Origin of the sequence: uncultured Kordia sp. (assembly GCF_947496985.1) — a bacterium.
Lineage (GTDB): Bacteria > Bacteroidota > Bacteroidia > Flavobacteriales > Flavobacteriaceae > Kordia.
This window is the reverse complement of the sequence record NZ_CANMEZ010000001.1, coordinates 292412-318431: the sequence shown is the minus strand read 5'-3', so window position 1 is coordinate 318431 and position 26020 is coordinate 292412. Positions and strand designations below refer to the sequence as shown.

Genomic DNA, 26020 nt, shown 5'->3' with positions numbered 1-26020 from the left:
ACATAAAATGTACGGATAGATTAAACAATTTTCAACAGGTATTGTTTTTACCCAATAAAATATACACACGCCAATGTAAGCACAAGACAGAAGTGCTTACATTATTGGTATGCAATTTTTTTTCAAAGAACGTTTTGCTTTATATAAATCAGAGATCTATATAGAACAAAGAAGTAGTTATTTATAAACTACTTCTTCTTGTGACGATTAGCTCTTCTTCTCTTCTTACGCTTATGCGTAGCCACCTTGTGTCTTTTTCTTTTTTTACCACTTGGCATAATGCTCTATGTTTTTAATTAATAAATTATTTTTTCAATTACTTTACTTCAACGTTGCTCTTTACTCCTTCAACAAAAACTTTTGCAGGCTTAAATGCAGGAATGTTGTGTGCAGGGATTTTAATTGTAGTGTTCTTAGAGATGTTTCTTCCTGTTTTCTCTGCTCTAGTTTTGATAATGAAACTACCAAAACCTCTTAAGTAAACATTGTCTCCACTCTCTAAAGAATTCTTAACTTCTTCCATAAAAGTTTCTACAGTTGCCTGTACATCACCTTTTTCCATTCCTAATTTTTCTGAAATCTTTGCTACGATGTCCGCTTTCGTCATTTTAATATATTTTTGTTTATTCGTTATAAAATTAAGGGATGCAAATATATAATTAATTAGATAATATTTATATTCTAATTGATTAAAATTTAACGATATAAAGATTTATTTTTGCGTATTATTTCAATTTGATGAAGTTTTCCAAAGAAATTATACAATGGTATTTTCAAAATAAGCGCGATTTGCCTTGGCGAAAAACCAAAGATCCATACCGAATTTGGCTCTCAGAAATTATGCTACAACAAACCCGAGTAGCCCAAGGATTGCCTTATTATGAGAAGTTTACAGAAGCATTTCCAACCGTGTACGATCTGGCGAAAGCCGAAGAATCATACGTGTTGAAACTCTGGCAAGGACTCGGTTATTATTCGCGTGCACGTAATTTACATTATACAGCAAAAGATATTGTAGATAATTACAATGGACAGTTTCCAAACACCTATAAAGCGCTTTTAAAGTTAAAAGGTGTCGGAGATTACACCGCAAGTGCCATTGCTTCTATCTGTTTTGATGAAGTTGCACCTGTTGTAGACGGAAATGTATACAGAGTTTTAGCACGTTATTTTGATATTGACACTCCTATTAATAGTACGGAAGGTGTAAAGTTGTTTAAGAAATTAGCATTTGAAGTGGTAGATCATGACGATCCTGCCAATTTTAATCAGGCAATTATGGAATTTGGCGCGGTACAATGCAAACCGCAAAGTCCATATTGTATTATTTGTCCGTTAACTTCAAGTTGCGAAGGGTTAAAAAATCAGCGTGTTGGTATGTTGCCAGTCAAGCTGAAAAAAACAAAGATAAAAAACCGCTGGTTCAACTTTTTGGTAATCATTTCTAACGAACAAGAAACATTTTTAGAAGAACGGAAAGGAAAAGGAATTTGGCAAGGATTGTATCAATTTCCACTGCTTGAAACTACAAAGGAAGTAGAAAGTATTGAGGAACATCAGACTGAAATTCAAGAAATTGTAAAACTGAAAGATTTTTCTATAACACAATTCAACAAAAAAACAATTGTGCACAAACTCTCTCATCAACATCTATATACTACATTTTGGATCATAGAAACTACGGATAATTTAAAAAACGGAATACCTTTGCAGGAAATTCGGAAATATCCAGTACCTATTTTGATTGGAAACTTCATTGAAGCGTTCAATTTTTAAAGGTTTTTTTAGTACATTTGATTATACATATAAATTTGAAAACATGAGTGGAACACTAAATAAAGTAATGTTGATAGGGCATTTGGGTGATGAGGTAAAAATGCATTACTTTGAAGGTGGCGGTTGTATTGGTCGTTTTCCAATAGCAACCAATGATTCTTATACAAATAAACAAACAGGAGAGCGCGTTGTAAATACGGACTGGCACAATATTGTGGTTCGTAATAAAGCTGCAGAAATTTGTGAAAAATATTTGAGCAAAGGAGATAAAGTATATGTAGAAGGTCGTTTGAAAAACAGACAATGGCAAGGTGAAGACGGAAATACGCGTTATTCTACGGAAGTCCAAGTTACAGATTTCACCTTTTTGTCAACCAAGCAAGAATCGCAAGGAAACGCTGCGAATGCAGGAAATAATACAGCGAGCAATACGCATACAGCTACGAATCATCAAGCGGCTCAGCCAGCACAACCACAACAGACAACGCCACAAGCTACGCCAGTTGAGGAAGACGATGATCTACCATTTTAATCGAAGTTTAATTAACCATTGAAAGTTTGGATCCAGAACCCAGTATAATCATCTTTTCCACAGTCTTTAACGGACTTGTGATTTTTAAGATTGTTTTTTTTGGTATCTTATTAGGTTGCTCTGCCTTAATTTCTGGCGCAGAAGTAGCTTTTTTTTCCTTGTCACAAACAGAAGTTAATGAAGCTTCAGCATCTGATTCTGCACGTTTACGATTGGTGGCAAAATTACTTCGAAAACCTAAAAAGTTATTAGCTACTATTTTAGTTGCTAATAACTTTATCAATATCACAACGGTTTTATTATTTGCTTCATTAAGCGATCTTTTTTTTGAAGGAATTGAAACACAATGGATTCGTTTGACAATTGAAGTTGGTGTTGTAACCTTCTTGATTTTGCTTTTTGGAGAAATTCTACCCAAAGTATATGCAAGTCGAAATAAACATAAGTTTTCGGCAATGATGGCGTATCCATTAAACTTTTTACATAAAATATTTACACCTATAAGTTTGCCAATGAGTTTTATTTCTGGACTCATTGAAAAGAAATTAGGAAAGCAACGTTCGAACCTTTCGGTAGATCAATTATCACAAGCTTTAGAATTAACTTCTGAAGATGAAACTACAAAAGAAGAACAGAAAATTTTACAAGGAATTGTTTCATTTGGAAATACAGATACCAAGCAAGTAATGCAACCGCGAATGGACGTATTTGCGATAAAAGAAGATATGTCGTTTGATACCGTTTTAAGAGAAATTACTAGAAAAGGATATTCGCGAATTCCTGTATATAAAGAGAGTTTAGATGAAATCTCTGGAATCTTATATGTAAAAGACCTTATTCCACATATTGACGCCAAAAATTATAAATGGACAACGCTTTTGCGTGATGCCTATTTCGTTCCTGAAAATAAAAAGTTAGATGATTTACTACGCGAATTTCAAGAAAAGAAAATTCATTTAGCAATTGTGGTTGATGAATATGGAGGAACTTCTGGATTGGTATCTTTAGAAGATGTTATTGAGGAAATTGTAGGAGATATTAGTGATGAATTTGATGATGAAGATTTAATTTACTCAAAACTTGATGACAAGAATTATGTCTTTGAAGGAAAAACCAATTTAAAAGACTTTTATAAAGTAATTGGTTTGGACGATCCTGCTGAATTTGAATCACATAAAGGTGAATCGGAAACTATTGCAGGGTTTGTGTTGGAAATATTTAGAGGATTTCCGAAAGTAACAGATAAAATAAATTTTGGTAACTATACGTTTACCGTAGAAGTAATTGATAACAAACGATTGAAACAAGTAAAAGTAACACTCAAATAATGAAAATAGTTAAGTATATAAGTTGTATTGCGGTTCTTAGTATTTTAATGATTTCATGTGGTGGAGAAGTGTTGCCAAAACCAAAAGCATTTCTAAGTTTGGAATATCCGGAAGCTACGTATTTTAAAATACAAACAGATTGTCCGTATACTTTTGAAAAAAATCAATTAGCAACAGTGATTCCAAAGAAAGATTGTTGGATGAATTTGGATTATCCAGCGTTAAATGGAACGTTGCATTTGTCATATATAGAAGTTGATGGAAACTTGAATCAATTGCTAGAAGATGTTCAAAAACTTACCTACGAACATGCAGTAAAAGCAGACGCAATTGAGCCAACTGTTTACGAAAACAAAGAGCAAGGTGTCTATGGAATGGTGTATGAAGTAGAGGGAAATGCTGCTTCACAAGCACAATTTTATGTTACAGATAGTACAAAACACTTCTTAACAGGTTCGTTATACTTTAATACAAAACCTAATTACGATTCTATTTATCCTGCAGTTGTCTATTTGAAGAAAGATATTCGTATGTTGATTGAATCATTAGAGTGGGAAAATTAGATCCGCTTTGCTTTTAGTGGTTTTATTATGAGTGCTTTATAGTTTCGAGTTAAGTTTCTTCCTGGTATTTTTTCTATCATTACATTTTCAAATTGACATATTAAACAAAATCCCCAATCATTACAATTGAGGATTCTTTTGTTTAATTTAGTTTAACGATTTCTTTCGATTTTTAATTTTCTCATAGAGATAAATCAATACAATGCTTACGCCAAATAATGGAAATATAATTCCTAATAAGATAATTAAGCATACAATTCCTTTCCCAGCTTTAAACTTTGCAGGCACTTTTGGAATTCCCCATGAATCTTTACGTTTTCGTAAAAGGTATGAAACAATAGCTGCTGCACTCATAATGGTTAAAACAATAGCTAATCCCAATAGTAACCACCAATTCCATGCACCAAATTCACCTTGATGAAATGCCATTAACCACATACGACCACGCATTAAAACACCAACATCTTTCCAATCATTTTTTACAATTTGTGCTCCTGAATATTGATCAAAATGAAACTTTTTTTGCGCATGTAAATCAATGGTTTTGTTAGAAACACTAAAGGTGCTTTTTGATGATTTTGGAATACCAATACTAACGGATCCTTTTAAATTTAACGATTTCGCAATTGTAACCATTTCATCTAAAGAAATTGTTTTTTCAGTAAGTTCAGATTGTAGTTTTCGTCCATCCCAAGTTTCAGGATAACCTGTATTTGTTACTTTTTGTAACCATTTAAAGTTGCTTCCAACAACATCTGTCCAAGGAAACCCGCCAGCGAGTACAAGGAATAGAAATATAGAAATCCAAAATCCGGTAACTGCATGTAGGTCTCTATAAAAAGTTCTTTTATCTACTTTTGTTCTATATGTAAACAATCCTTTCAAACTCCATTTCCGAACTGGCCACCAAATAAAGATTCCTGTCAAAATTAAAACGACCATCCAACTGGCAATTAATTCCACAATTTTTGTCCCAAATGAACCACCTAGCAATTCTCCGTGTAATTTTCGAACAGTATACATGGATGTGTTTTTTGCTGCATAATTCCCAGAAATGGTCGCTTTGTATGGATCCACATATATACTTTTTTTCTTACCGAAACGTCCATAAATAAACTCAGTTGCTTCATTTGTATTACTCGGAATAGTCATGCTAGTTGGTTTATTTCCAGTATATTTGCTCACCAAATCGAATTGTTGTTGAAAACGAATTGGATTTTCTGTTGCAACCACTTTTTGTAGTCCTGCTTTTGCTTCTTGTTCGTAATCTGCATTAAACAGATATATTCCGCCAGTAATGGAAAGTAGTAAAATAAACGGCAACGAAATCATTCCCGCAATAAAATGCCACTTCCATAACCAAGCGTTTAGTTTTGTGTTTTTCATCTCTTAAAACGAATAAGAAATTCCAAAATGAAAAGCTCTAGGATTTCCAATAGAATATGAATTTTCTTTTCTGAATGTGTTGTAAGAAGCACGCACTGAATACAGTTTGTCAAAAAGATTTAATACATGTCCCCAAACTTCAACATTCCTATAACGATAGTTTACACGTGCATTAAAAATATGATGTCCGGCATAAGTGGTTGTTCCTAAAATATCATTTCCATTAGTATCTTCTCCAATAACAGCTTGTCCTTCAAAACTAGTATTGTACTTGCCTACATGTTCGTAATATAGGGAGATTCCTAAATTTTCTAAGGGTTTGTATGTTACAGAAGCATTCGCTAAAAAGTTTGGCGCTGTTTGCATATCTGTGTCAGAATAATCAATTCCATTATCAAAGAATGAAATGTATTCATGATTTGCATAACTTCCACTATAATTGAATTCTAAGAAGTTAAAAGGTGTATATATAACACCAAGTTCAACTCCGCGAGAACGTGTTTCTCCTGTATTTTTTTGGATAAAATTACCAACTTCATCACGTAAAGAAATTAATTGATCCTTTCCGTCGAGTTGATACAAGGCAACATCAATTTGTAACTTGTTTGGAATGGCAAAATATCCTCCAACTTCGTAATTGTTGTAAAAAGCAGAATTTAAATCGAAAACCGTTCCACCAGCATCATCGTTTCTACTATTTCTGAATAGTGTTGATGTTTGTGGAGGCGTAAATCCGTTTGCATAATTTGCATACATACCAAGTGTTTTAGAAAAATTATAATTTACACCTAGCTTTGGAGAAATATTATCATATTTCACTTCTGTATCACTAACGCCAGCTGTACCTTCAATTCGGTTGTCATAGTCGTATTTGAATTCGTCAAAACGTACGGCAGCTGTTACTTTTAGGTTGTCTAAAGGTGAAATTTCATATTGTAGATATCCTGCATAATTGAAAATATCTGCCTGATAATTTAAAATGTAATCATTTGCATTTACAGTAAAACTTGTGTTTTGCCCAGTTTCAGCATTGACAAGTACGTTTGTTGTTTGTCCAACATATTTTTGCGGAGAGAAATCTGCGGTAATTCCTGCAATAAGCGATGATTTTGCAAAGTTGAAATCTATTTTATGTTGAATTAAACCAACATAACTTTTAAATTTATTACTGTTTACTTCTCCTGATCCGAAACCAGTTAATTGTCCTTGTTGACGAAATTGTCGAACTCTATACGAAGGATTCTGATCCATTTGATTATTTCTAAATATCAAATTGAATGTTGTTTTTTGACGATCATTCCAGCGTGCTGCAAATGTGCTTCTAAATCGAAATGCCAATGCATCACGCTCCGTAAATGTTTGGTCACTTTCGTAGTTTCCGTCCGAATAGTTTTGCTCTGATAAAGAACCTGACATATCCGAACGATAATCTACCAATGTTACTGCATTTGTCCATTGAAAACGATTTGATAAGTCGTTTATAGTTTTAAATGTCAATGCAAATTTTTCATAATCAGAATGATCAACAGGACCATCTTTACGTTTGATAAAATGTGTTCCTAAGTAAAAACCAAAATTTTCACTTGGTGAATTTGAAATTTCTAACTCATAACGTGTTAAACCTAAATCATTAATTTGAAAACCAACACTTCCCGAAAGTTCTTTGCTTGGATTTTTTGTCATAAAGTTAAAGCTTCCACCGACAGATTCACTTCCGTAAATACTTGATGCAGGACCTTTTAAAACTTCTACACGCCCAAATGAAGTATTGTTCATTTCTAATAAAGCATTGTGATTAAAAACCGCTACAGGGCGAATTGGCAATCCATCTTCAAGATATAAAAACAAAGATTTTGTAGAAATAGGCGTTCTAGTTGCCATAAAATGCTGTTCATTGCTCGCAGCTGTTGAGGTCGACATAAATACACCTGGAACCTGATTTACCAACTGATCTATTCCAAAAGCTTTACGTTCTTTAATTTTCTCAGCTGTTAGTACAGAAACGGAAGCTGGAACTTCTGCTCTTTTTTGTTGTTCACGACTTGCAGAAATAACTACATTTTTTAGGTTTTCTAAACTTTCTTGTAAAACAATTAGTGTACTTTCTGAATCGCTTAATGTTACTTTTTGTTGTACAAATCCCATCATAGAGATGTATACAGTGTTTGTGTTTTTTAATATAATGGAAAAGTCTCCATTTTCATCACTCATACTACCTTTTGTAGCATCTTTTATAGAAACAATAGTGGCTCCTAAAATTGGATTCTTTTTATTATCTGTAATTTTTCCTTTGTATGTTGTTTGTGCAAAACTATGGCACATGAATAGTATTCCAATAAGAATACTTATAAGTATTTTTTTCATTGAATTTGTGTTATAGCGGAATGACAATAGTGTCAATACACATTGTGTTACCTCAATTTTTTATAAAATATAGGAAAGCACACCTGGCTTAATACAATGATCAAATACCAGATGTGCGGCAAGCATCACCTTTAGGGATAATGATGCTTTATATATGTAGAGTTACTGAGTTTGGAGGATGAAATACGCTATGTAAATACGAGAATTTGTAGTTATTGTAATAGCGTGAATTGCATTGTGCTAATTTGATAACTGTTTTTTTAGAAAGAAATATGAAAAAGTCAATAAACCCAATTGGATATTCTTCCATAGCAATAGGAGGAAGATTTTTTTCTTTTTCTTCAGAAGCTTCTTTGAGTTGTTTTTTTAAGTAACATTTACCATTACATTCAAGTTCAGGCTTATCTTTATTAATACACAAAAAGTCAGCTATATAATCTTGATTAACAAGATAATTAGCCAAAGGCATTACAGGACGTAACATGGCCGTTACGTACAATAGAATAAAAATATGTGCCCAAATGTTTCTCAACGAAAAATGTAACTATTTATTACTGTTTGTAATGTGGATTGTTTCTATTATTTGAAGGCGTATTGCAATCCAAACGTTAGCGTTTCTTTGTTGCGTAATTGAATTCCGTTCATATTTTGAAATAATGGTAATGCAGCTTCAAATCCAAAACGTAGATTTTTTAAAGAACCTTTAAACGCGTATAAATTAAAACCTATTCCTGTGTTAGCATAGGTCATTCCAGAATTTTGTGTGTCTGCTGTAATCACCATCATGGGATTTAAAATAGGATTTACACCTTCGATTTTATCAATCGCGCCAAGCTCAATTCTTCCAGAAAAACTTAACCATCTTGTGGCGGTAAAAGCTGCCCAATTGTTAATGCTGTAACGATTTCCTAAACGATAATCATTATCGTTTTTGCCAAAACGAAGTGTTGTTCGAGCTTGTGTTCCAAATGACCATTTGTTCCATTGCTTTAAATAGGTTAACGCTAATTCTCCATCAAAAGTTCCATTTCCAATTTGCATAGGATATGGTAAGATTACTTCGTTTGGAGTAGAAACTGGCGTTGCATCTTGTTCGTCAATACTTCCTGTAGGAATAGAAACACCAACTTGTGCATGCAATTGTTGTTTGTCTTTGTTAAAGAACGTATACATTGCAGCAACTTTTGTATCTCCAAAACCTGAAGCTTCTGTTGTAAATTTTCCGCCCATACGCGTTAAATGATCCATTTCGCTTGTTAGGTAATTTGCCATGACCATTAAGGTAACTTTGTCACTTGGAGCGTACATAGCACCTAGCATATGCATTTGCATTGGCATACTTGTCGGCGTTACCATGTATTGTGTAAGTGCATCCGCAAAAGAAGTGTTTTCGCTTCCGCGATTTACATCTTCCATATTCATATACATGTAGCGATAGCTAAACATAATTTCTCCTTTTCCGTGCGTGTGATCGCCCATTACTGAGATTGGAGCATGTCCGTCTGGTCTACTTCCTGTCCATTTTGTAGTGGTATCTTCTGTTTCTTGCGCGTACGCAAATGCTGCTGCCATGAAGATGATGGCATATATGTAGTTTTTCATTTGTAGTATTTAAATAAAGTAATTGCACATCTGTTTGATGTGTTAAAATGTGCAACAAAAATGATTTGATTTTAATTCTTAGCTTTTAGATCATGTGAAAATCATCTAAAAACTAAGAATAGATATGTAGTAACATTAATAATAGTTGTCAATTTTTTAACTAAAAAATATTATATGAATTTAGGACACTAAGTACTTCTCGATGCATCCTAAAATGTTGTTGAACCAAGTTCAATAAATAGTTTAGGACACTCAAAGTGACGTTAGAATTTCTAAAAATTATTAATGTTATGAAGTAAAAGCTGGTGGATGAAAAACCAAATTCAAGTACGAGAATTTGTAACTATTGGTGTATTGAAAATTTGAAGTGGTTGTAGTTTCAGTAGTTTGAGAAGCATCAAATGTAATGAACATCATAATTCCGATTGGATATTCTTCCATAGCAATAGCGGGAAGATTTTTTTCCTTTTCTTCGGAAGCTTCTTTTAGCTGCTTTTTTAAATAACATTTACCATTACATTCAAGTTCGGGCTTATCTTTATTAATGCATAAAAATTCAGCAATATAATCTTGATTAACCAAATAGTTTGCTAAAGGCATTATAGGACGTAACATGGCTGTTACGTATAATAGAATGAAGATATGTGCCCAAATTGTTCTCACGTATGTAAAATCGATGCAAAGGTAACTTTGAAAGTTTGTTTAATCAAGTAAAGACAATAAAAAAGTCGTCAAAACTTGACGACTTTTTGTAATTGATGTGTTACGAGTGATTTATGTTTTTTTAGTACAACATATTTACTATTCACTATCTTTTTTAGAATCAGATGTTGTTCCGAAATCTTCTACATTTTTCATGTCTGATATTTTATAATCCCCAGGAACTTTTGCAACTGTGCTTGTTAACGCGTCAAAATCAACTTTAGCTTCATTATATTCAACCATTGCTAATTTTTGTTCAAAGTCTACCGTTGCCGATTTCACACCTTCCATAGCAGCTAATTTGCCTTCAATGCGTTTAGCACAGCCAATTGCACAGGTCATTCCGTCAATTTTAAATTCAGCTTTGTTATAGTTTGCAGCGATATCTTGCGTGCTTGTCTCTTTTTTTACAGTTTCAACTTGTGTGTCAACTGTTATTGTTTCGGGCGTTGTGTTGTTTTTACAACTAACGATTGCAAGCGTTAGTACGAAAACAAATAGTATTTTTTTCATCGTGTTTTTATTTATAAAACGTACTGAGAATTCAGTATAGTTTTGACTTATATGATTATTGCAAAATTAAGGAAATATGATCAAAATATTAGAAATATTTGTCGGACTTTTGTGTGATCTTACAAAATACGGTTATGGACAATGCAAAGTTAAAATGGATTTACCTGCTTATTTTATCACTTATTTGGGGAAGTTCATTTATTCTGATCAAACATTCTCTTGAAGGGTTAACGCCAACACAAGTAGGAGCATTACGAATTGTTATTACGGCACTTTTTTTGTTTCCTGTTGGGTTAAAAAGTCTTAAAAAGTTGAAAAGAGAACATTGGAAATGGGTTCTTTGGACAGGTTTGTTAGGATCATTTTTTCCACCATTTTTATTCGCAATAGCGCAGACAGAATTGGATAGTTCCATAGCTTCTATGTTAAACTCATTGACTCCGTTGAATACAGTAGTTTTCGGAATCTTATTTTTTGGAGTTTTGGTCACGAAAAGACAAGCTTTAGGTGTGTTTGTTGGATTAATTGGTGCTTTGTTATTGATTACGGCTGGAGCCGATTTCAATCCAGATCAGAATTACTGGATGAGTATTCTTATTATTATATCAACTATTGGTTATGGCTTAAATGTGAATATGATAAAACGCTATTTGAATGATGTAGATGCTTTAGCAATTGCAACTGGAAACTTTATTATAATTGTGATTCCTGCAGTTATTATTTTGGCTTGGACAGGTTTTTTCTCAACCATTGGAAATGATCTTAAAATGCAAGAAGCTTTGTTGTATGTTTGTGTATTGTCATTGTTCGGAACTGCAATCGCAAAAGTTTTGTTTAACAGATTGGTGCAAGTTGCAAGTCCAGTTTTTGCTTCTTCTGTAACATATACAATGCCGGTGATTGCTATTTTTTGGGGATTATTTTTCGGAGAACGATTGAGTATGTATCAAATATTAGGAGGAATCATTATTCTCTTCGGGGTGTATTTGGTGAATAAACGCGCTAAGAAAACAGCAGTGTAATTCAAAAAACTGAAACATAAAAAAAGCTCTAAGATTTTCTTAGAGCTTTTTCATTATACTTTTAAAAATTGATTTTATTCAAAATCTTTCTCGGTTAAAGGAGTATTTACCTTTAAAGAAATTATTGATAATTCAATTTTTTGTCCAGCCATAGGAACAGTCATAGAGTATGGAAATTTAATTCCATCTACTTCAGTATATGCTCCATATGATGTTTCTTGAACAACTTCTTGTCCACCTTGACCTTTAGTTTTTTCAGCTTTTTTTACTTTTAAACCAGAAGCAACATCATAATAATTTGTTTCTTTTTTTCCAGCAGCATTTTCAACAACAACAACATATGCATCTTTTCCTTCAACAGATTCAATAGCAGTTAATGTAAGTTTGCTATCGGTATAGTTTAATTCTGGAAATAAACCTTTACGTGACTTCATTTCGGCTATCATTTCAGCTGGCATGTCTATTTTTTGACCTTGTTGTGATATGTATCCTTTTTCGCCGTCAAATACTTGTTTGAAAACAGAGCCCATTCCAGTTAACGTTACATCGTTTGCTAGCATGTTAGGAGACTTTTGTTTTAATGTTGTAATCATATTCATTCCTTGGAAAGATGCGCTCATTTCCTGTACAATAGTATTTACGCTCATTAACTTGTCTTTTCCACCAACAGCGTTGATGTAGTTGTCAATTACAGTTTGTGCAGTAACTCCAGCAGGAATTGGCTTTTTGAATTCAGGCTTTTTTGTTGGTGCTCCAAATTGGTCAAAGTATTTTACAGGAATCTTTTTTCCGTCAAATGTTAGGTTTTCTAAAGCATCTAAAACTTCGCTTCCTTTTCCAGTAACTACAATTCTTAATTTGTCTTTTAAGAAATACTTTTGAGCAGCTCTTAAAACATCTTCTTTAGTTACAGCTTCAATTTTTTCAAGATATGTTTTGTAAAAATCCTTTGGAAGATCTTCTGTGATGATATTTAATGCATAATTAGCAATTGTTGATGGGCGCTCAATACCTGTTACGAATCGTCCAACATATTTAGCTTTTACATTTTTTAATTCTTCATCAGAAACTAACTCTGTAGAAATCTTTTTAATTTCTTTCAAAATTTCAACAACGGCACTATCAGTTACAGCATTACGAACGCTTGCAGAAGCTCTAAAACGTGATGTAGTTTTTCTGTTATTTCCAATACTTGAATATGAACCGTATGTGAACTTTTTGTCTTCGCGAAGATTGTTGAATAAACGAGCTTCTCCACCACCACCAAGGATGTTGTTTGCAATTAAAACAGGGAAGTAATCAGCATCTTTCATTGTTAAGTTTACAGTATTCTGTATACTTAATTCAGACTGTACAGCGTTCCCCATATTGATGAAGTTCACTTCTGTAGTCATTGGGTTATTTGAAGTGTCAAAAGTGTCCGCAACAATAGCTTCATTTTTCCAATTCTTGAATAACTTCTTAACTAATTTCTTAGCTTTTTTAGCTTTTACATCTCCAATAATTACTAGGTATGCATTGTTTGGTTTGAAGTGTTTTTTGTAGAAGTTTTTAACATCATCAAGCGTTACACTCTTTACAGATTTTTCAGTTATAAATTCTCCATAAGGATGATTTGCACCATATGCCAATACAGATTCTACTCTTCTAGCAATTGTTTTAACATCTTTCTTTTGAGATTTTAATCCTTCTAAGATCTTAGCTCTTTCACTATCTAGATCTTCTTGCGTAAAATTTGGGTTTAAAGCTCCATCAGCCATTAATTCCATAATTCTAGGAAAGTATTTTGAAAGCGAACTTGCAAAAGCACTTTGCGAACCAAAATTTAAAGAAGCACCTAAGTAATCTACTTCTTCATTAAAATCATCTTTAGCGATAGAAGTAGATCCATTTCCTAATAATGAACTTGTTAAATCAGCAACGCCTGCTTTGTTTCCTTCAACAATTAAAGGATTGTCTATTCGTAATGTTGCAGAAACACGTGGTAATTTATTGTTTTCAACAATTAATACCGTTAACCCATTTTTTAGAGTGAAAGTTACTGGTTTTCCAATATTAACCTTTGGAGCTGGACCAGGTTTAGGTTGTTTTGATCTGTCTATTTGTGCTTGCATTGTTAGCGAGGCTAAAAACAATACAAGTAGTGAATATATTTTTGTTTTCATGGTCTATCTTATTTTTTTTCTCCTGATGTTTTTTCGGCTGGTAAATATTCTAATAACAAACGTTGGTTTGATTTTAAATACTTATTAGCAATTTCTCTAATTTCTTCTCTGGTGATAGATCTATAGATATCAATTTCTGTGTTAATTAAGTTGGTATCTCCATATAATACATTGTATCTCGCTAAAGAGTTTGCGATACCTTCTACGCTTGAATTAGAATTTACGTAGTTGTTTTCAAATTTGTTTTGAAGTTTTTGATAGTCTTTCTCTGAAATTAAATCTGTTTGAAGTTTTTTGATTTCTTCATCGATTTCAGCAACTAGAGATTCTAAAGAATTATCTCCTAATGGAAGTGCAAACAATGCATACGTTCCATAATCTTCTTGACTTAAGTTTACAGCTTGTACAGCTAATGCCATTTTTTTATCATCAACTAAACGCTTATATAGTTTAGAACTTTTTCCACTACTTAAGTATGAAGAAATCATGTCTAATACACGTGCATCTCTTGTTTTGAATGAAGATGTTCTGTACGCAGCAATGATAGCTGGAATTTGAATATTTTGGTCGAATGCTTTCGCTTTAAACTCTTTTGTAACAGGATTTTCTTTTGGAAAGTTTCTTACGATGTCTTTTCCTCTTGGAACTGCTCCAAAATAATCTTGAATCATTTTTTTAGTTTTCGCTTTATCAATGTCACCTGCAACTACTAAAGTAGCGTTGTTTGGCACATAATATTTTTTGTTGAAAGCTAAAAACTCATCTAAAGTTGCGGCATCTAAATGTGCCATTTCTCCAATAGTAGTCCATCTATATGGATGCTTTTTGAACATGTGTTTTTTGATGTTCTCAATAATCCCTCCATAAGGCTGATTGTCTACACGTTGTCTTTTTTCTTCTTTTACAACTTCATTTTGTGTATCAACTCCAATTTGGTTGATAACTGGATGTAACATACGCTCAGATTCCATCCATAAACCTAATTCTAGATTGTTTGAAGGGAAAACCTCATAATAATATGTTCTGTCATCAGTAGTATTTGCGTTGTTGCTTCCTCCGTTAGACGAAACAATTTTGAACCATTGTCCACGCTCTATATTTTCTGTTCCTTCGAAAAGAAGATGCTCGAAGAAATGTGCGAACCCTGTACGCTCTGGATTTTCATCCTTAGCTCCTACATGGTACATAACTGCTGTAGTTACCACAGGAGCCGAATTGTCCTGGTGAAGAATTACATGCAGACCATTGTCTAAATCATATTCTTCATACTTAACTTCTTGTGCTTGGGAAACGAATCCAAAAAGCAGTAAAGAAGCTATTGAAAATAATCTTTTTTTCATTGCGCTATTACTTTTTTTGCTTGAGTTATTTTGTATCTGACGCAAGTTCTATAAAAATGTTACACCATACAAATTATAAAACAACTTTAATATTATTTTGTTATCTCATTGATTTTTTGTAAGTTAAAGATTATCAGTTAATTACTAATATAAAATAAAATTTGTGATGGAAAAGAAAACATTAAAATATGGCGGATTTATTGCATTAGCATTGATAGTATATTTCTTAATTGTACGATTATTCGGAATGCACGAAAATCCTTGGCTACGATTGCTAAATGGCTTTATTATAGCATACGGAATTTATAAAGTAATCAAAGACTTAAAAGCAGAAAACGGAATAAAATTTAACTATTTTGAAGGATTCAAAGCAGGAATTTTTGCAGGTTTCTCTGCAACTTTAATTTTTGCACTCTTCATGGGAATCTATATTTTTCATATTGATGTTGCTTTTGCAGAAAAGATAATGGCAATGGGATTAGGAAGTTATGCCACAGAACCAGGCATTTTACTCTTTATTATATTAATAGAAGGATTCGCGTCTACAGTGATTTTAAGCCTTTTATTTATGCAAAAATTTAAGCCAAGTTGGAATATCTCATAGAAAGTAGTGTAGAAGTGTTTGTAGATTAATTAATTAGATGTATATTTGCGTCCATTTTTTGGACAAAATTAATTAATTAAACGATACGCTATGTATGCAATTGTAGAGATGGCAGGGCAGCAATTTAAAGTTGCGAAAGACCAAAAAGTATTTGTACACCGTTTAGCTGTAGAAGAAGGAAAGAAAGTTACTTTCGACAATGTTCTTTTATTAGATGACAATGGACAAGTTACGATTGGCGCCCCAGCTATAAACGGAGCCGCAGTAGAGGCCAAAGTTTTAAAACACCTTAAAGGTGATAAAGTTATTGTTTTCAAGAAGAAAAGACGTAAAGGTTACCGTGTTAAGAATGGTCACCGTCAGTCTTTAACAGAAATTGTTATTGAAAACATTGTAGCTTCAGGAGCTAAAAAAGCAGCTCCAAAGAAAGAAGAAGCTAAAAAAGAAGTTGCTAAACCAGCTGCTAAAAAAGCAACATCAACTAAAGCTGATGATTTAAAAAAGATTGAAGGAATTGGTCCTAAAATCGCATCTACTTTAGTAGAAGCTGGAATTTCAACATTCGCTGAATTAGCGAAAACTGAACCAGCAAAAATTTCTGAAATCATTTCTGGTGTTCGTGGAAATCACGTGACAGATACTTGGCCAGCACAAGCGCAATTAGCTGCTGATGGTAAGTGGGATGAGTTAAAGAAATGGCAAGACGAATTAGATGGTGGTAAAGCGTAATTGCATTATTACTTAAGTATAACAAAATAAAACCTTACTAAAATGGCTCACAAAAAAGGAGTTGGTAGTTCGAAAAACGGTAGAGAATCAGAATCGAAACGCTTAGGTGTTAAGATTTTTGGTGGACAAGCGGCAATCGCTGGTAACATCATCGTTAGACAAAGAGGTACTACTCACAATCCAGGAGAAAATGTATATATGGGGAAAGACCATACATTACATGCAAAAGTAGACGGTCTTGTGAAATTCACAAAGAAAGCTAACAACAGATCTTATGTGTCAATCGAAGCATTCGAAGCATAATTAAGATTTGATTTATATAAAAAAAGCCTGAACATTTATTTGTTCAGGCTTTTTTTATGGAAAAGATCTGTTACTCAACAAATCCTTTTTTCTTTAATAAAGGACCAATTTCTGGTTCAGCACCGCGGAAACCTTTGTATAATTCCATTCCAGGTTGCGAACCACCCATACTAAGCATTTTGCGATAACGTTTAGCAGTTTCAGGATCAAAGATATTCCCTGTGTCTTTAAATACTTGGAAAGCATCTGCATCTAATACTTCTGACCATAAATAACTGTAATATCCAGAAGAATATCCTGTCGCACTTGAAAATATATGTCCAAAATATGTATTTCTATAACGTGGAATGATTTCATCAATCAATCCTAGTTTATCCATGGTTTCTTTTTCAAAAGCGTTTGCATCTGTAGGCATGTTATCCTTTTTGGAATGCCAAGCCATATCTAAAAAAGCAGCAGCCATGTATTCAACAGTTGCAAAACCACCATTGAAAGAGTTTGCATCTTTCATTTTCTTGATCATACTATCCGGAATAACTTCTCCCGTTTTATAGTGCTTAGCAAATAAACGCAATACTTGAGGTTCGCTCATCCAGTTTTCCATTACTTGCGATGGAAATTCTACGAAGTCTCTTGGTACATTTGTTCCAGATAATGATTCATACTTTACATTAGAGAATAATCCGTGTAGTGCATGACCAAATTCATGAAATAAAGTTTCTGCTTCTGTAAATGATAACAATGAAGGAGAATCTCCAGAAGGAGCGGGATAGTTGAAGTTGTTTGTTACGATTGGCGTTACCATTCCGTTTACGTTCATTTGACTACGTAAGGCATTCATCCATGCGCCACCACGTTTACTTTCGCGTGCAAAGAAATCCATATATATGATTCCTAAGTGCGAGCCGTCAGCTTCTACAACTTCAAATACTTGTTGGTCTTTATGCCATTTAGGGATATTTTTCATTTCTTTAAACGTTAACCCAAATAGTTGATTTGCTAATGCAAAAACACCATCTCTAACGGCATTTACTTCAAAATATGGACGTGTTTGCTCTTCATCAAAATTGTAGCGTTCCTTTCTAACTTTTTCAACATAATGTCTCCAATCGCTTCCTGTAAAAGTTCCAGAAACACCTTCACTTTTCATCTTTTTGGCTAATGCTTCACGCTCTGATTTTGCCATTTCCAATGCAGAAGGCCATAACTTATTCATAAAACCATAAACAGCTTCTGGCGTTTCAGCCATATTATCAGAAAGAATGTAAGCAGCGTGCGAATCGTATCCTAAAAGTTTGGCTTTTTCTAAACGTAAAGATGCCATTTCAATTAGAATTGCTTTGTTGTCATTTTCATTATTATTGTTAGCACGCATAGCGTAACCATCAAATAATGCTTTACGCGCATCTCTGTTTGGAGACGATTGTAAAAAAGGATTAATGCTTGGTCGTTGCAAAGTAAATGACCAACCGTCTTTATGACCTCTGTTTTTTGCTTCTGCTGCAGCCAAGGCAATTAAACTTTCTGGAAGATTTCCTAAGTCCTTTTTGTCTTTGGTGTGATATTCAAAAGCATTGGTTTCATCTAGTAAATTTTCACCAAAATCACCGCCAAGCCCTGCTAATCTGGTATTAATTTCGCGCAAGCGATCTTGCTTTTCACCTTGCAAGTTAATTCCTGAACGGACAAAACGTTTGTGAGTTTCGTTTAATAGACGTGTTTCTTCAGGAGACAGATTTAGTTTGTCTTTCTGGTCATATACAGCTTTTACACGCTTGAATAAATCAGCATTTAGGTTAATAAAATCCGTATGTGTTGCAATAGCTGGTGTAATTTCTTTTGCTGCTATTTTTAGAATACTATCTGTATTTGCACTATTTACTGCATAAAATACACGTTGTAATCTGTTTAAGTTTTTTCCACTAAATTCTAGTGCTTCAATGGTATTCTGAAAAGTTGGTGCTTCCGAGTTTTCAGTGATTTGTTTAATTTCTTGTTTGTTTTCTTCTAGCGCAATTTTAAAAGCAGGTAAATAGTCGCTACTTTTTATTTTATCGAAAGGAGGCACGCCAAAAGGTGTATTCCATTCGGTTAATAAAGGATTATTGGTCATAGATGTGTCTGATTTTTTTTCGGGTGTAGCATCTTTGCATGAAGCAAATAATAAAATACTACTCATAATAGCTATTGAGGTACGTTTCATTTGTTTACAAAATTAGAATAACAAGATACTGTTTTTGTGTTAAAATGATCACATGTTCTATGATCTTAACATACTTTGGAAATCGTATAAGTACAGAAAATTGTGTGATCTTTAGCTTTTAAATCTTGTATAATTCTCCTAAATCTAAATATGTATTTATGGAAAAAAGAGATTTCTTTTTTTTATTTCATTTTGAGATAGCGAAAAAATGGAGTTATTTATTGTTAAAAATTCAAGGGATTTTATGTGTTTTTGATTGTAGGTAATTTATATATTTTCAAGTTAAGATTAAACTTATTTAGTTCCATAATATTTGTGATTCGGTACGAATTGTAAATTCTATACGTTTTAGTTGTATATTGATTACAAACCTAGTCTTATGAAACTTATCATTACTATTATTTTTTGCTTTATTAGTTTTGCTGTTTTTAGCCAAAAGAAAATACATGTATTTGTGGCGTTGTGCGATAATGTAAATCAAGGAATTATACCGGTTTCGAAGTCGTTAGGAAATGGTTAAAATCCACGAACCAATTTGTATTGGGGCGCTTTGTATGGCGTAAAAACACATTTTAAGAAAAGTAAGGGTTGGACATTTGTCAAAACGATTCCTTCTAGCAATTCAAAGATTTTAGAACGAATTTTATTTAAACATAAAACATCTAATACGTATTTATTGGCAGATGCATATGATGGAAAATACATAAAACAAACAACCATCGATTTTTTACAAGCCAGTAGTGGAGCAAATCCTGAAGAAATCACCGTAAATAAACAAAAATTAAGTTTTGGAGGAAACCCCAATTTGTTAGCATATGTTGGTCATGATGGTTTAATGGAGTTTAACTTAGATATTCAATTGAAACCAAAAAATAAAGAAAAGCGTGATGCAATTATGCTTGCCTGTATTAGCAAAGATTATTTTAAACCATATATAGAAAAGACAGGCGTAAATCCGTTAGTTTGGTCTACTGGTTTAATGTCTCCAGAAGCTTATACGTTACAATGGGCAATAGACGGCTGGATTTTAAATGAATCAAACGCAGAAATTAGAGAACGAGCTGCAAAGGCTTATCATACTTATCAAAAATGTGGAATGCGTGGTGCGCGACGACTTTTAGTTACTGGATATTAAATATAAAAGGCACTTTATTCATAAGAAATAAAGTGCCTTTCGTTATTACTAGTTAGGTGTTATCTATAGCAACCAACATTAGACCAAAATGGATCAGCACTTGATGGCCAACATTCTGCACATTGTGTTTTTGGTAATGATAACCAAGCTGGTGCATCAGCTGGCTTTACAGGCTCGTGACCTCCATTATTAGGAAGTGCTCCACCATGTACACTTTCTAAGTTAGATACTACGTTTTTCTTGAATGTTAATTTGTTTCCAATTTTTTTCTTCATGATATAAATTTTATGTGATTTATACTTTAGTTAGGAAAGCATATTTTTGTTACCCAATAGTTACGAGAAATTTGAAAGCACTTTATGTTTCATAAAGTGCTTTCGTACTATTATTAACTTACTAACTTTTTTAACATGTTGTTACTGGACAAATAGAGAATGATTTGATACAAGTAGGTTTGAATGTGTCACAATTTGCTTGACACGTTTTGTAATATCTATTTGTAAACTCACATGTTGTTCCAGTAATTCCACCTTTCAATGCTTCTAATTTTAAACTAGAAATGTTTGTTTTGTTGAGGCTGAGTTTCATTTTTGCTTTTTTCATACATATTGTTTTTAATGTTAAACGTGATATGAAGTTAAAATGATTTTTGCCTTAAAACTATTTTTGCGAGCTTCAATTCATGAACTAAAGGTGTTGTTTTTGAGTACTATTTATTCAGTATCTGTTGTTGAAGGTTGGTCGTTTTTCCCGGTTCCACTACAACCTTTTACACCTTGAGATGTAGGACTGGGATTTGGGTCTGTTGTACCTTGAGAAGGAGAATTACAAGGGTTGGTGGCTCCTCCGTAAATACTATTGAAATTAGCAATTTTCGATTTTCTTAATCGCAATACAATTGATTTTCTTTTCATCATAAAAAATTTAATGTTAATGACTGCAACATAAATGATATTGATAGAGTTTCATAATACAATAACCTTTGATTTATGAATCAGAGGTTATTTTTTTAATAAAATAAGAAGGGTAAATTCCTGTATGTTGTTTAAAAGCTCTAGAAAACGAACCTTCACTTTTAAAACCTAATTCCTCGGCAATTCCTTTAATGCTAAACGATCGGAAAATTTTGTCATTTTTAATACGCTGTAAAGCATAATTAATTCGTAATTCAGTAATATAATTTGTGAATGATTTTCCTTTATGTTGATTTATTATTTTAGATAGATAGTTCGTATTGGTGTTTAATTTTTTAGCCACAAAATTCAAACTGGTTTTTGGATTTAAAAATTCATTTTTGTTTTCGAACTTTTCTAAACTTTTTAATAATGTTACTACTTTTTCATTGGAAATCGTGTTGGTAGATGTAGATTTTTGTTGATTTGTTTTGGTCTGTTTTTGTTGACTCTCTAAAGAGTTAATGTGTGCTAGTAATTTGTTGAATTTCTTCTTGTTGGTACGTTTGTTTTTGATAAATAAACCAATTATAACTAATAATAAAACAGATAAGAATCCTCCAGTAGTTTTTAAAAGATTATTTTTCTTCTGTTCTTTAGCAGTAACATCTTTAAGTTTTTGAATTTCCTCTTTAAAATTTGCAATTTCATACTTTTCTTTAATTTTTTTAGAAACATTTATTTTTACATGATCTTTCTTATCATTTAAAGAACTACCTAATTCAAAATTTTCAAGTGCTTTATTTTGATTACCAATTTTAGCATAGGATTTGGCTAGTGATGTAAAAATTTCTTGTAATTGAAAATGCTGATAGCCTTTGTTTTTGTATAGCTCTTTTGCTTTTTCAAGTATAGTTATAGCATCATTGTAATTTCCAGACTTAAATAAAGTCTTGCCTTTTAGCCTGTAAATTGTAAATAAATTGCCTTTGTTTTCTAAATTAGATATGATACTATCTGCTTTATTAAATGCGAGTAAAGCTGCTGTAAAGTGATTTTGATGATATGCTATTTTTCCTTTATACATATAATGATAGCTTAAGTCATCTGAATTATTACTTTTTGTAGCTAATTCTTTTACAACACTATTATAATAAATTGCTTTCTCTAAATCGACTTCTATATGTGTTGATGCAAGCGATATTAAGGTGTTTGTGTATAAAGATTCATTGTATAAAGCAACATCATTAGATTTTAATTTGGTTAAATTATCTTGGAAAATAGAAATTGCTTCTTTAGTATTTCCTATCTCTGCTTTTATAATAGCAATATTATGATTTGATCGCATTTGTTGTAAAGGATCATTAATTTCTTTAGCAATAGAATCAACTTTTAAATGATATGAGATTGAATTGTCATAATCGCCCATATTACGATAAATATTACCTTTTACTTTATAAGCAAATAATAAGGTTCTATCTCTTTTATATTGGTGACAATACGTAATACAAGTGTCTATATATTTTAGAGCTAAGTTGTAGTCTTCATTGTAGTTTTCAAGATTTCCTAATAAAATATAAGACTTTGCCACTTTAGGATACGCTTTCTCTGCTATTGCTTTCTTTAAAAACCTATTCACATAAATTCTTGCAAGTGAGATATCTGTATTTCTAAGCTCATAGTGTTTTAGTTCTAATTGATTGTATGTCAGTTTAGCTAAAGAATCTTGTTGTGCATTTGCAACACATATGCATAAGAATAGTATACAGCTTATAAAGCGTTTGAAAATATTCATTATATAAAGTTTATTTTTTAGGGAAAAACATCGCTAGGTATATAAACTAGTAACGAGAATTATTAATTGTTACCCGAATATAATAAAAAAGAAAGTGAATTATTACAAAACGATTCTTCTATAAATGAATTATCTAAAAAAAATATTTCATCATATTAGAGATTATTTTACGGTATTTCTTATTGCTTTAGTAGAATGAAAAATGTTTTATATAAAAAAACACCTTTTCAATTTTGAAAAGATGTTTTCTGCGAAAATTAAATAAATAAACTAAATTATAGTGTAGGGATTTGTAAATACGATTGACGATTTTCGCCAGTATAAATGGTAGTGTTTCCGTAGTTTACATTGTTTTTATGACTTTCTTGAGATTCAACAATATCATTACCTTGAATCACAAGAATGAGTTGTTCTCCTGCTTTATATTTTGTTGTAGTTGGCCATATTTCAACATCAACTTCTACAATTTGATTTGGTGTAATGGTTTCAATCATATCGTGACTATGATAAGGAACTTCTTCGGTAGTTTTGCTCATGTCTAACGCTCTTTTTGAAACACGAAGCCATCCTGAAGCGACCTGTCCTTCTGCGTCTCCAGGTCCTTCAAAATAAATAATGTTATCGTTTGCATCCGCTTTTTGAATACCGACAAATAAATCAATATCGTTTGCTTGATCTGTACTTACAAAAAGTTTCAATTTCATGGTTCCAACAATATCGGTTTCTTGTGTAAATGTGTGTTTAAAAATTACACGTTGATTGTCTGTAATAAGTTCAGGATCTTCTAAAACAGTAGCATCATAAGAAACATTCGAAGCATTTGTTGTGATTGAATTGTTTAATGTGTTATTGCTAGCATCTAAATATAACTTAGATAAAGTTCTTCCTGAAATTGGCCAATTGTTGGCAGTTTCAATATTTCCGTCATAGTATGCTTCTCTAAGTTCATAACGTACTGTGGGTTGACTCAAAATACTGTTATCTGTTTCTTTTAGGAAGTGATCAAAGAATTTTTTCTGTCTACTCATAGCATCTTGACTATAGTAAAACTCCCATTTTTTTCTTCCGTGTAGTTCTAACCATTTTTGAGAAGAAGAAATTGCTTGAAAACCATTGATAGTTCCTCTAGTATGCAATCCATGATCTTGAATGCTTACTGCAATGTATGAAGGAATTGTAATTTGTGCCAATCTGTCGCCAATACTTAGTTCTTGATAAATAGATGCAGAAGCTAATGGATTAGCGGCAACTTCCATTGGTAAATCTCTGTACCCAGTGTTGGTAGCAGAAAGATTATCTAGCAACCTATATTGAAACCATCCATCAATAAACTCGCTAGGAATACCTCCGTGATAAAAACCATCTCTGTACGGATCGGTAAATCCTTCCCAACAAATCATAGCGGTTAAGTGTGGCGGATTGAGCGCAGCAGCTTTCCATTGTGATATTCCGTAAATAGAAACACCATTGAGACCAACTTTACCCGAAGACCAACTTTGTACACCTGCCCATTCGATAAGATCATAATAATCTTCTGCTTCTTGATTTTCAAATACATTTAAAGTTCCTTCAGATTGTCCAGAACCTCTAGTGTCTGCAGCAATTACAATATAGCCATGTTGTACCCAAAAAGCAGGATCAGGTGTTTCAAAAGCAGCATATTCAGAAACAATTATATTTCCATCATCTACTGGATCGTATTCTGCAGGCAAATTATCCTTTCCGTAAGGACCAAATGAAAGTATTACAGGAAATGTTCCATCTGCATCAGGTCTGTAAACATTGACTGCCAATTCTACACCATCTCTCATTTCAACTTTAATATTATTTTCTATTTTTAAAGAAAAGTCTTCATTAGGTAGTATAGGAACTGAATTATCATCTTTACTACAGTTACCAAAAAAAAAGATCATTGAACCAATAAAAAAGAATTTAAAAAAACGTGAACGCATATATATTTTTTTATAGTTAATTACACTACAAAACTAAGTTCGACGTATTTGATTTTTTAACCCAAAAAGACTTTTGATTACTCCTAAAAGTTCAAGTTTAGCTATTAACTTCTTTAGGTAATGCGTTGTGGAATTTTTTAAACGCTTTTGTAAATTGACTCAGATTGGAATACCCTAAAAGATATCCTACATCGGAAACAGAATGCTCTTTTTTTAAGAGTAGTTCCATTGCTTTGTTCATTTTTAAAGCCAAATAATATTGATACGGACTTTCGTGAAATACCTGCTTAAAGCGTTTTTTAAACTTGGAAAGACTCATGTTGGCAAGTTCTGCTAAAGATTCGTTGGAAGGTGTTTTGTCCCAGTTTTCTTCAATAGATTTTTTTGCGATGAGTAAATTTTTAATATCTACAGCATTTATATTTGTAGTGTGATCGAAAGTTGGACGCGATTCTACTTTGTTGAAAAAGTGAGTGAGCATTTTTAAAATATCAGCAACTAGCCAAATTTTTCCCTTGCTTTTTTCAGAATCTATAATGGATTGATAAGTATTGTGAAAAGTATAATCCAAATTTTCAAATAGATAAATAGCTTTTTCATTAGAAAACAAACTATTTAGAGTTCCATTCGGATTTACAGTATCAAGCACGTTTTTTTGTAGCCAATCTTTAGAAAAAGTAATGTTGAAAATTTTAATTGGTAAATTTGGCGGAATGATACTTTCGGAAGCAGTCATGCCAGAAGATAATAATACGCCATAATGCTCAAAAGATGTTTTTTGTTGTTGTGCTATTTTTTGTGGGACTTCAGTTTTTGAAAAATAGAAATTTAAAATAAAATGATTGTTTGAAGTATCTGGACTTCTAGTCAATTTTAATCCAGATTGAAGCATTACATCTATAAATGTAATGTGTAAGCCTTCCTGAATGGTAATGACTTCAATAGTTCCAGTGCCACTTTCTTCTTCTAAGATAAGTAGATTTTTCGTTAATGTTGAAGCAATATGTTTGTGGATAATTTTGATCCAAGTATTGGAGTCAGTGATGTTGTAGGAGACCTTCTTCATTGTATCTATTAGAATATCTCTAACGTTATTTTGTATGAACTATTGTG

General features: G+C 32.5%; 25 protein-coding genes. 9 read left to right on the top strand and 16 right to left on the bottom strand.

Translation table 11 applies throughout. The features are described from left to right. Positions 1-316 precede the first annotated feature (316 nt). Positions 317-607, bottom strand: a complete 291-nt coding sequence (locus Q0828_RS01595) for an HU family DNA-binding protein (RefSeq protein ID WP_007095511.1) — start codon at positions 605-607, stop codon at positions 317-319. Between the two features lie 131 nt (positions 608-738). On the opposite strand from Q0828_RS01595, the gene mutY reads away from it, so the two are divergent. The 4 genes from mutY to gldD are packed head-to-tail and all read left to right on the top strand — an operon-like array spanning position 739 to position 4199. Continuing rightward, positions 739-1776, top strand: a complete 1038-nt coding sequence (gene mutY / locus Q0828_RS01590) for an A/G-specific adenine glycosylase (RefSeq protein WP_298417122.1) — start codon at positions 739-741, stop codon at positions 1774-1776. Between the two features lie 43 nt (positions 1777-1819). Next, positions 1820-2308, top strand: a complete 489-nt coding sequence (ssb, locus tag Q0828_RS01585; protein WP_298417120.1) for a single-stranded DNA-binding protein — start codon at positions 1820-1822, stop codon at positions 2306-2308. Positions 2309-2334: 26 nt separating this feature from the next. Further along, on the top strand, positions 2335-3636 hold the full coding sequence (locus Q0828_RS01580; protein WP_298417118.1) for a gliding motility-associated protein GldE: 1302 nt from the start codon (positions 2335-2337) through the stop codon (positions 3634-3636). After that, positions 3636-4199 carry a gliding motility lipoprotein GldD gene (gldD, locus tag Q0828_RS01575; RefSeq protein WP_298417117.1) on the top strand — a complete coding sequence of 188 codons (564 nt, stop codon included), beginning with the start codon at positions 3636-3638 and terminating at the stop codon, positions 4197-4199. Before Q0828_RS01580 ends, gldD begins: the two co-directional genes overlap by 1 nt. 147 nt (positions 4200-4346) lie before the next feature. On the opposite strand, the gene Q0828_RS01570 is transcribed toward gldD, so the two are convergent. From Q0828_RS01570 to Q0828_RS01545, 6 genes are all read right to left on the bottom strand, one after another. Then, positions 4347-5585 carry a PepSY domain-containing protein gene (locus Q0828_RS01570; protein WP_298417115.1) on the bottom strand — a complete coding sequence of 413 codons (1239 nt, stop codon included), beginning with the start codon at positions 5583-5585 and terminating at the stop codon, positions 4347-4349. A 3-nt stretch (positions 5586-5588) separates the two neighbouring features. Beyond that, a complete protein-coding gene (locus Q0828_RS01565) occupies positions 5589-7949 on the bottom strand; it encodes a TonB-dependent receptor (protein ID WP_298417113.1) in 2361 nt (786 codons plus the stop codon). Between the two features lie 148 nt (positions 7950-8097). After that, positions 8098-8481: a hypothetical protein gene (locus Q0828_RS01560; protein WP_298417111.1), complete on the bottom strand. Its 384-nt coding sequence runs from the start codon at positions 8479-8481 to the stop codon at positions 8098-8100. 47 nt (positions 8482-8528) lie between these two features. Then, positions 8529-9551 carry a transporter gene (locus Q0828_RS01555; protein ID WP_298417109.1) on the bottom strand — a complete coding sequence of 341 codons (1023 nt, stop codon included), beginning with the start codon at positions 9549-9551 and terminating at the stop codon, positions 8529-8531. Positions 9552-9839: 288 nt separating this feature from the next. Beyond that, entirely contained in the window at positions 9840-10214 is a 375-nt protein-coding gene (locus tag Q0828_RS01550; RefSeq protein ID WP_298417107.1) for a hypothetical protein, read from the bottom strand. Positions 10215-10352: 138 nt separating this feature from the next. Further along, positions 10353-10766, bottom strand: coding sequence for a heavy metal-associated domain-containing protein (locus tag Q0828_RS01545; protein ID WP_298417106.1), 414 nt, complete (start codon positions 10764-10766; stop codon positions 10353-10355). A 134-nt stretch (positions 10767-10900) separates the two neighbouring features. On the opposite strand from Q0828_RS01545, the gene Q0828_RS01540 reads away from it, so the two are divergent. Beyond that, positions 10901-11788, top strand: a complete 888-nt coding sequence (locus tag Q0828_RS01540) for a DMT family transporter (protein WP_298417104.1) — start codon at positions 10901-10903, stop codon at positions 11786-11788. Positions 11789-11862: 74 nt separating this feature from the next. On the opposite strand, the gene Q0828_RS01535 is transcribed toward Q0828_RS01540, so the two are convergent. Continuing rightward, positions 11863-13953, bottom strand: a complete 2091-nt coding sequence (locus Q0828_RS01535; RefSeq protein WP_298417102.1) for a pitrilysin family protein — start codon at positions 13951-13953, stop codon at positions 11863-11865. An 8-nt stretch (positions 13954-13961) separates the two neighbouring features. Beyond that, the gene (locus Q0828_RS01530) at positions 13962-15293 is read right to left on the bottom strand and encodes a pitrilysin family protein (RefSeq protein ID WP_298417100.1); all 1332 of its coding nucleotides are present in this window, start codon (positions 15291-15293) and stop codon (positions 13962-13964) included. Positions 15294-15459: 166 nt separating this feature from the next. Here Q0828_RS01530 and Q0828_RS01525 point away from each other — a divergent pair, with 166 nt between their 5' ends. The 3 genes from Q0828_RS01525 to rpmA all read left to right on the top strand — a co-directional run bounded on the left by Q0828_RS01525 (position 15460) and on the right by rpmA (position 16929). Beyond that, positions 15460-15897, top strand: coding sequence for a DUF4199 family protein (locus tag Q0828_RS01525; RefSeq protein ID WP_298417099.1), 438 nt, complete (start codon positions 15460-15462; stop codon positions 15895-15897). Between the two features lie 90 nt (positions 15898-15987). After that, positions 15988-16626 (top strand): 50S ribosomal protein L21, encoded by a 639-nt coding sequence (gene rplU / locus Q0828_RS01520; protein WP_298417097.1) that lies wholly within the window; start codon positions 15988-15990, stop codon positions 16624-16626. 42 nt (positions 16627-16668) lie between these two features. Further along, a complete protein-coding gene (gene rpmA / locus Q0828_RS01515) occupies positions 16669-16929 on the top strand; it encodes a 50S ribosomal protein L27 (RefSeq protein WP_298417095.1) in 261 nt (86 codons plus the stop codon). Positions 16930-16999: 70 nt separating this feature from the next. Here rpmA and Q0828_RS01510 read toward each other — a convergent pair whose 3' ends face one another. Then, positions 17000-19132, bottom strand: a complete 2133-nt coding sequence (locus tag Q0828_RS01510; protein ID WP_298417094.1) for a M3 family metallopeptidase — start codon at positions 19130-19132, stop codon at positions 17000-17002. Between the two features lie 535 nt (positions 19133-19667). Here Q0828_RS01510 and Q0828_RS01505 point away from each other — a divergent pair. Next, positions 19668-20267, top strand: a complete 600-nt coding sequence (locus tag Q0828_RS01505) for a hypothetical protein (RefSeq protein WP_298417092.1) — start codon at positions 19668-19670, stop codon at positions 20265-20267. Positions 20268-20326: 59 nt separating this feature from the next. Here Q0828_RS01505 and Q0828_RS01500 read toward each other — a convergent pair whose 3' ends face one another. The 6 genes from Q0828_RS01500 to Q0828_RS01475 form a co-directional block, all read right to left on the bottom strand. Further along, complete coding sequence (locus tag Q0828_RS01500) at positions 20327-20542, bottom strand: hypothetical protein (protein ID WP_298417090.1); 216 nt, start codon at positions 20540-20542, stop codon at positions 20327-20329. A 130-nt stretch (positions 20543-20672) separates the two neighbouring features. Continuing rightward, entirely contained in the window at positions 20673-20870 is a 198-nt protein-coding gene (locus Q0828_RS01495) for a hypothetical protein (protein ID WP_298417087.1), read from the bottom strand. A gap of 110 nt (positions 20871-20980) precedes the next feature. Next, the gene (locus Q0828_RS01490; protein ID WP_298417086.1) at positions 20981-21181 is read right to left on the bottom strand and encodes a hypothetical protein; all 201 of its coding nucleotides are present in this window, start codon (positions 21179-21181) and stop codon (positions 20981-20983) included. Positions 21182-21254: 73 nt separating this feature from the next. Continuing rightward, entirely contained in the window at positions 21255-22955 is a 1701-nt protein-coding gene (locus Q0828_RS01485; RefSeq protein WP_298417084.1) for a helix-turn-helix domain-containing protein, read from the bottom strand. Between the two features lie 275 nt (positions 22956-23230). After that, on the bottom strand, positions 23231-24907 hold the full coding sequence (locus Q0828_RS01480) for a CocE/NonD family hydrolase (RefSeq protein WP_298417082.1): 1677 nt from the start codon (positions 24905-24907) through the stop codon (positions 23231-23233). Positions 24908-25004: 97 nt separating this feature from the next. Continuing rightward, entirely contained in the window at positions 25005-25973 is a 969-nt protein-coding gene (locus Q0828_RS01475) for a helix-turn-helix transcriptional regulator (RefSeq protein WP_298417080.1), read from the bottom strand. Between the last annotated feature and the right edge of the window lie 47 nt (positions 25974-26020).

What these genes read in the sequence shown, in the direction of transcription:
- Q0828_RS01595 (WP_007095511.1), bottom strand. Translation starts at nt 607, where the DNA reads ATGACGAAAGCGGACATCGTAGCAAAGATTTCAGAAAAATTAGGAATG.
- mutY (WP_298417122.1), top strand. Translation starts at nt 739, where the DNA reads ATGAAGTTTTCCAAAGAAATTATACAATGGTATTTTCAAAATAAGCGC.
- ssb (WP_298417120.1), top strand. Translation starts at nt 1,820, where the DNA reads ATGAGTGGAACACTAAATAAAGTAATGTTGATAGGGCATTTGGGTGAT.
- gldD (WP_298417117.1), top strand. Translation starts at nt 3,636, where the DNA reads ATGAAAATAGTTAAGTATATAAGTTGTATTGCGGTTCTTAGTATTTTA.
- Q0828_RS01570 (WP_298417115.1), bottom strand. Translation starts at nt 5,585, where the DNA reads ATGAAAAACACAAAACTAAACGCTTGGTTATGGAAGTGGCATTTTATT.
- Q0828_RS01565 (WP_298417113.1), bottom strand. Translation starts at nt 7,949, where the DNA reads ATGAAAAAAATACTTATAAGTATTCTTATTGGAATACTATTCATGTGC.
- Q0828_RS01555 (WP_298417109.1), bottom strand. Translation starts at nt 9,551, where the DNA reads ATGAAAAACTACATATATGCCATCATCTTCATGGCAGCAGCATTTGCG.
- Q0828_RS01545 (WP_298417106.1), bottom strand. Translation starts at nt 10,766, where the DNA reads ATGAAAAAAATACTATTTGTTTTCGTACTAACGCTTGCAATCGTTAGT.
- Q0828_RS01540 (WP_298417104.1), top strand. Translation starts at nt 10,901, where the DNA reads ATGGACAATGCAAAGTTAAAATGGATTTACCTGCTTATTTTATCACTT.
- Q0828_RS01535 (WP_298417102.1), bottom strand. Translation starts at nt 13,953, where the DNA reads ATGAAAACAAAAATATATTCACTACTTGTATTGTTTTTAGCCTCGCTA.
- Q0828_RS01530 (WP_298417100.1), bottom strand. Translation starts at nt 15,293, where the DNA reads ATGAAAAAAAGATTATTTTCAATAGCTTCTTTACTGCTTTTTGGATTC.
- Q0828_RS01525 (WP_298417099.1), top strand. Translation starts at nt 15,460, where the DNA reads ATGGAAAAGAAAACATTAAAATATGGCGGATTTATTGCATTAGCATTG.
- rplU (WP_298417097.1), top strand. Translation starts at nt 15,988, where the DNA reads ATGTATGCAATTGTAGAGATGGCAGGGCAGCAATTTAAAGTTGCGAAA.
- rpmA (WP_298417095.1), top strand. Translation starts at nt 16,669, where the DNA reads ATGGCTCACAAAAAAGGAGTTGGTAGTTCGAAAAACGGTAGAGAATCA.
- Q0828_RS01510 (WP_298417094.1), bottom strand. Translation starts at nt 19,132, where the DNA reads ATGAAACGTACCTCAATAGCTATTATGAGTAGTATTTTATTATTTGCT.
- Q0828_RS01500 (WP_298417090.1), bottom strand. Translation starts at nt 20,542, where the DNA reads ATGAAGAAAAAAATTGGAAACAAATTAACATTCAAGAAAAACGTAGTA.
- Q0828_RS01495 (WP_298417087.1), bottom strand. Translation starts at nt 20,870, where the DNA reads ATGAAAAAAGCAAAAATGAAACTCAGCCTCAACAAAACAAACATTTCT.
- Q0828_RS01490 (WP_298417086.1), bottom strand. Translation starts at nt 21,181, where the DNA reads ATGAAAAGAAAATCAATTGTATTGCGATTAAGAAAATCGAAAATTGCT.
- Q0828_RS01485 (WP_298417084.1), bottom strand. Translation starts at nt 22,955, where the DNA reads ATGAATATTTTCAAACGCTTTATAAGCTGTATACTATTCTTATGCATA.
- Q0828_RS01480 (WP_298417082.1), bottom strand. Translation starts at nt 24,907, where the DNA reads ATGCGTTCACGTTTTTTTAAATTCTTTTTTATTGGTTCAATGATCTTT.
- Q0828_RS01475 (WP_298417080.1), bottom strand. Translation starts at nt 25,973, where the DNA reads ATGAAGAAGGTCTCCTACAACATCACTGACTCCAATACTTGGATCAAA.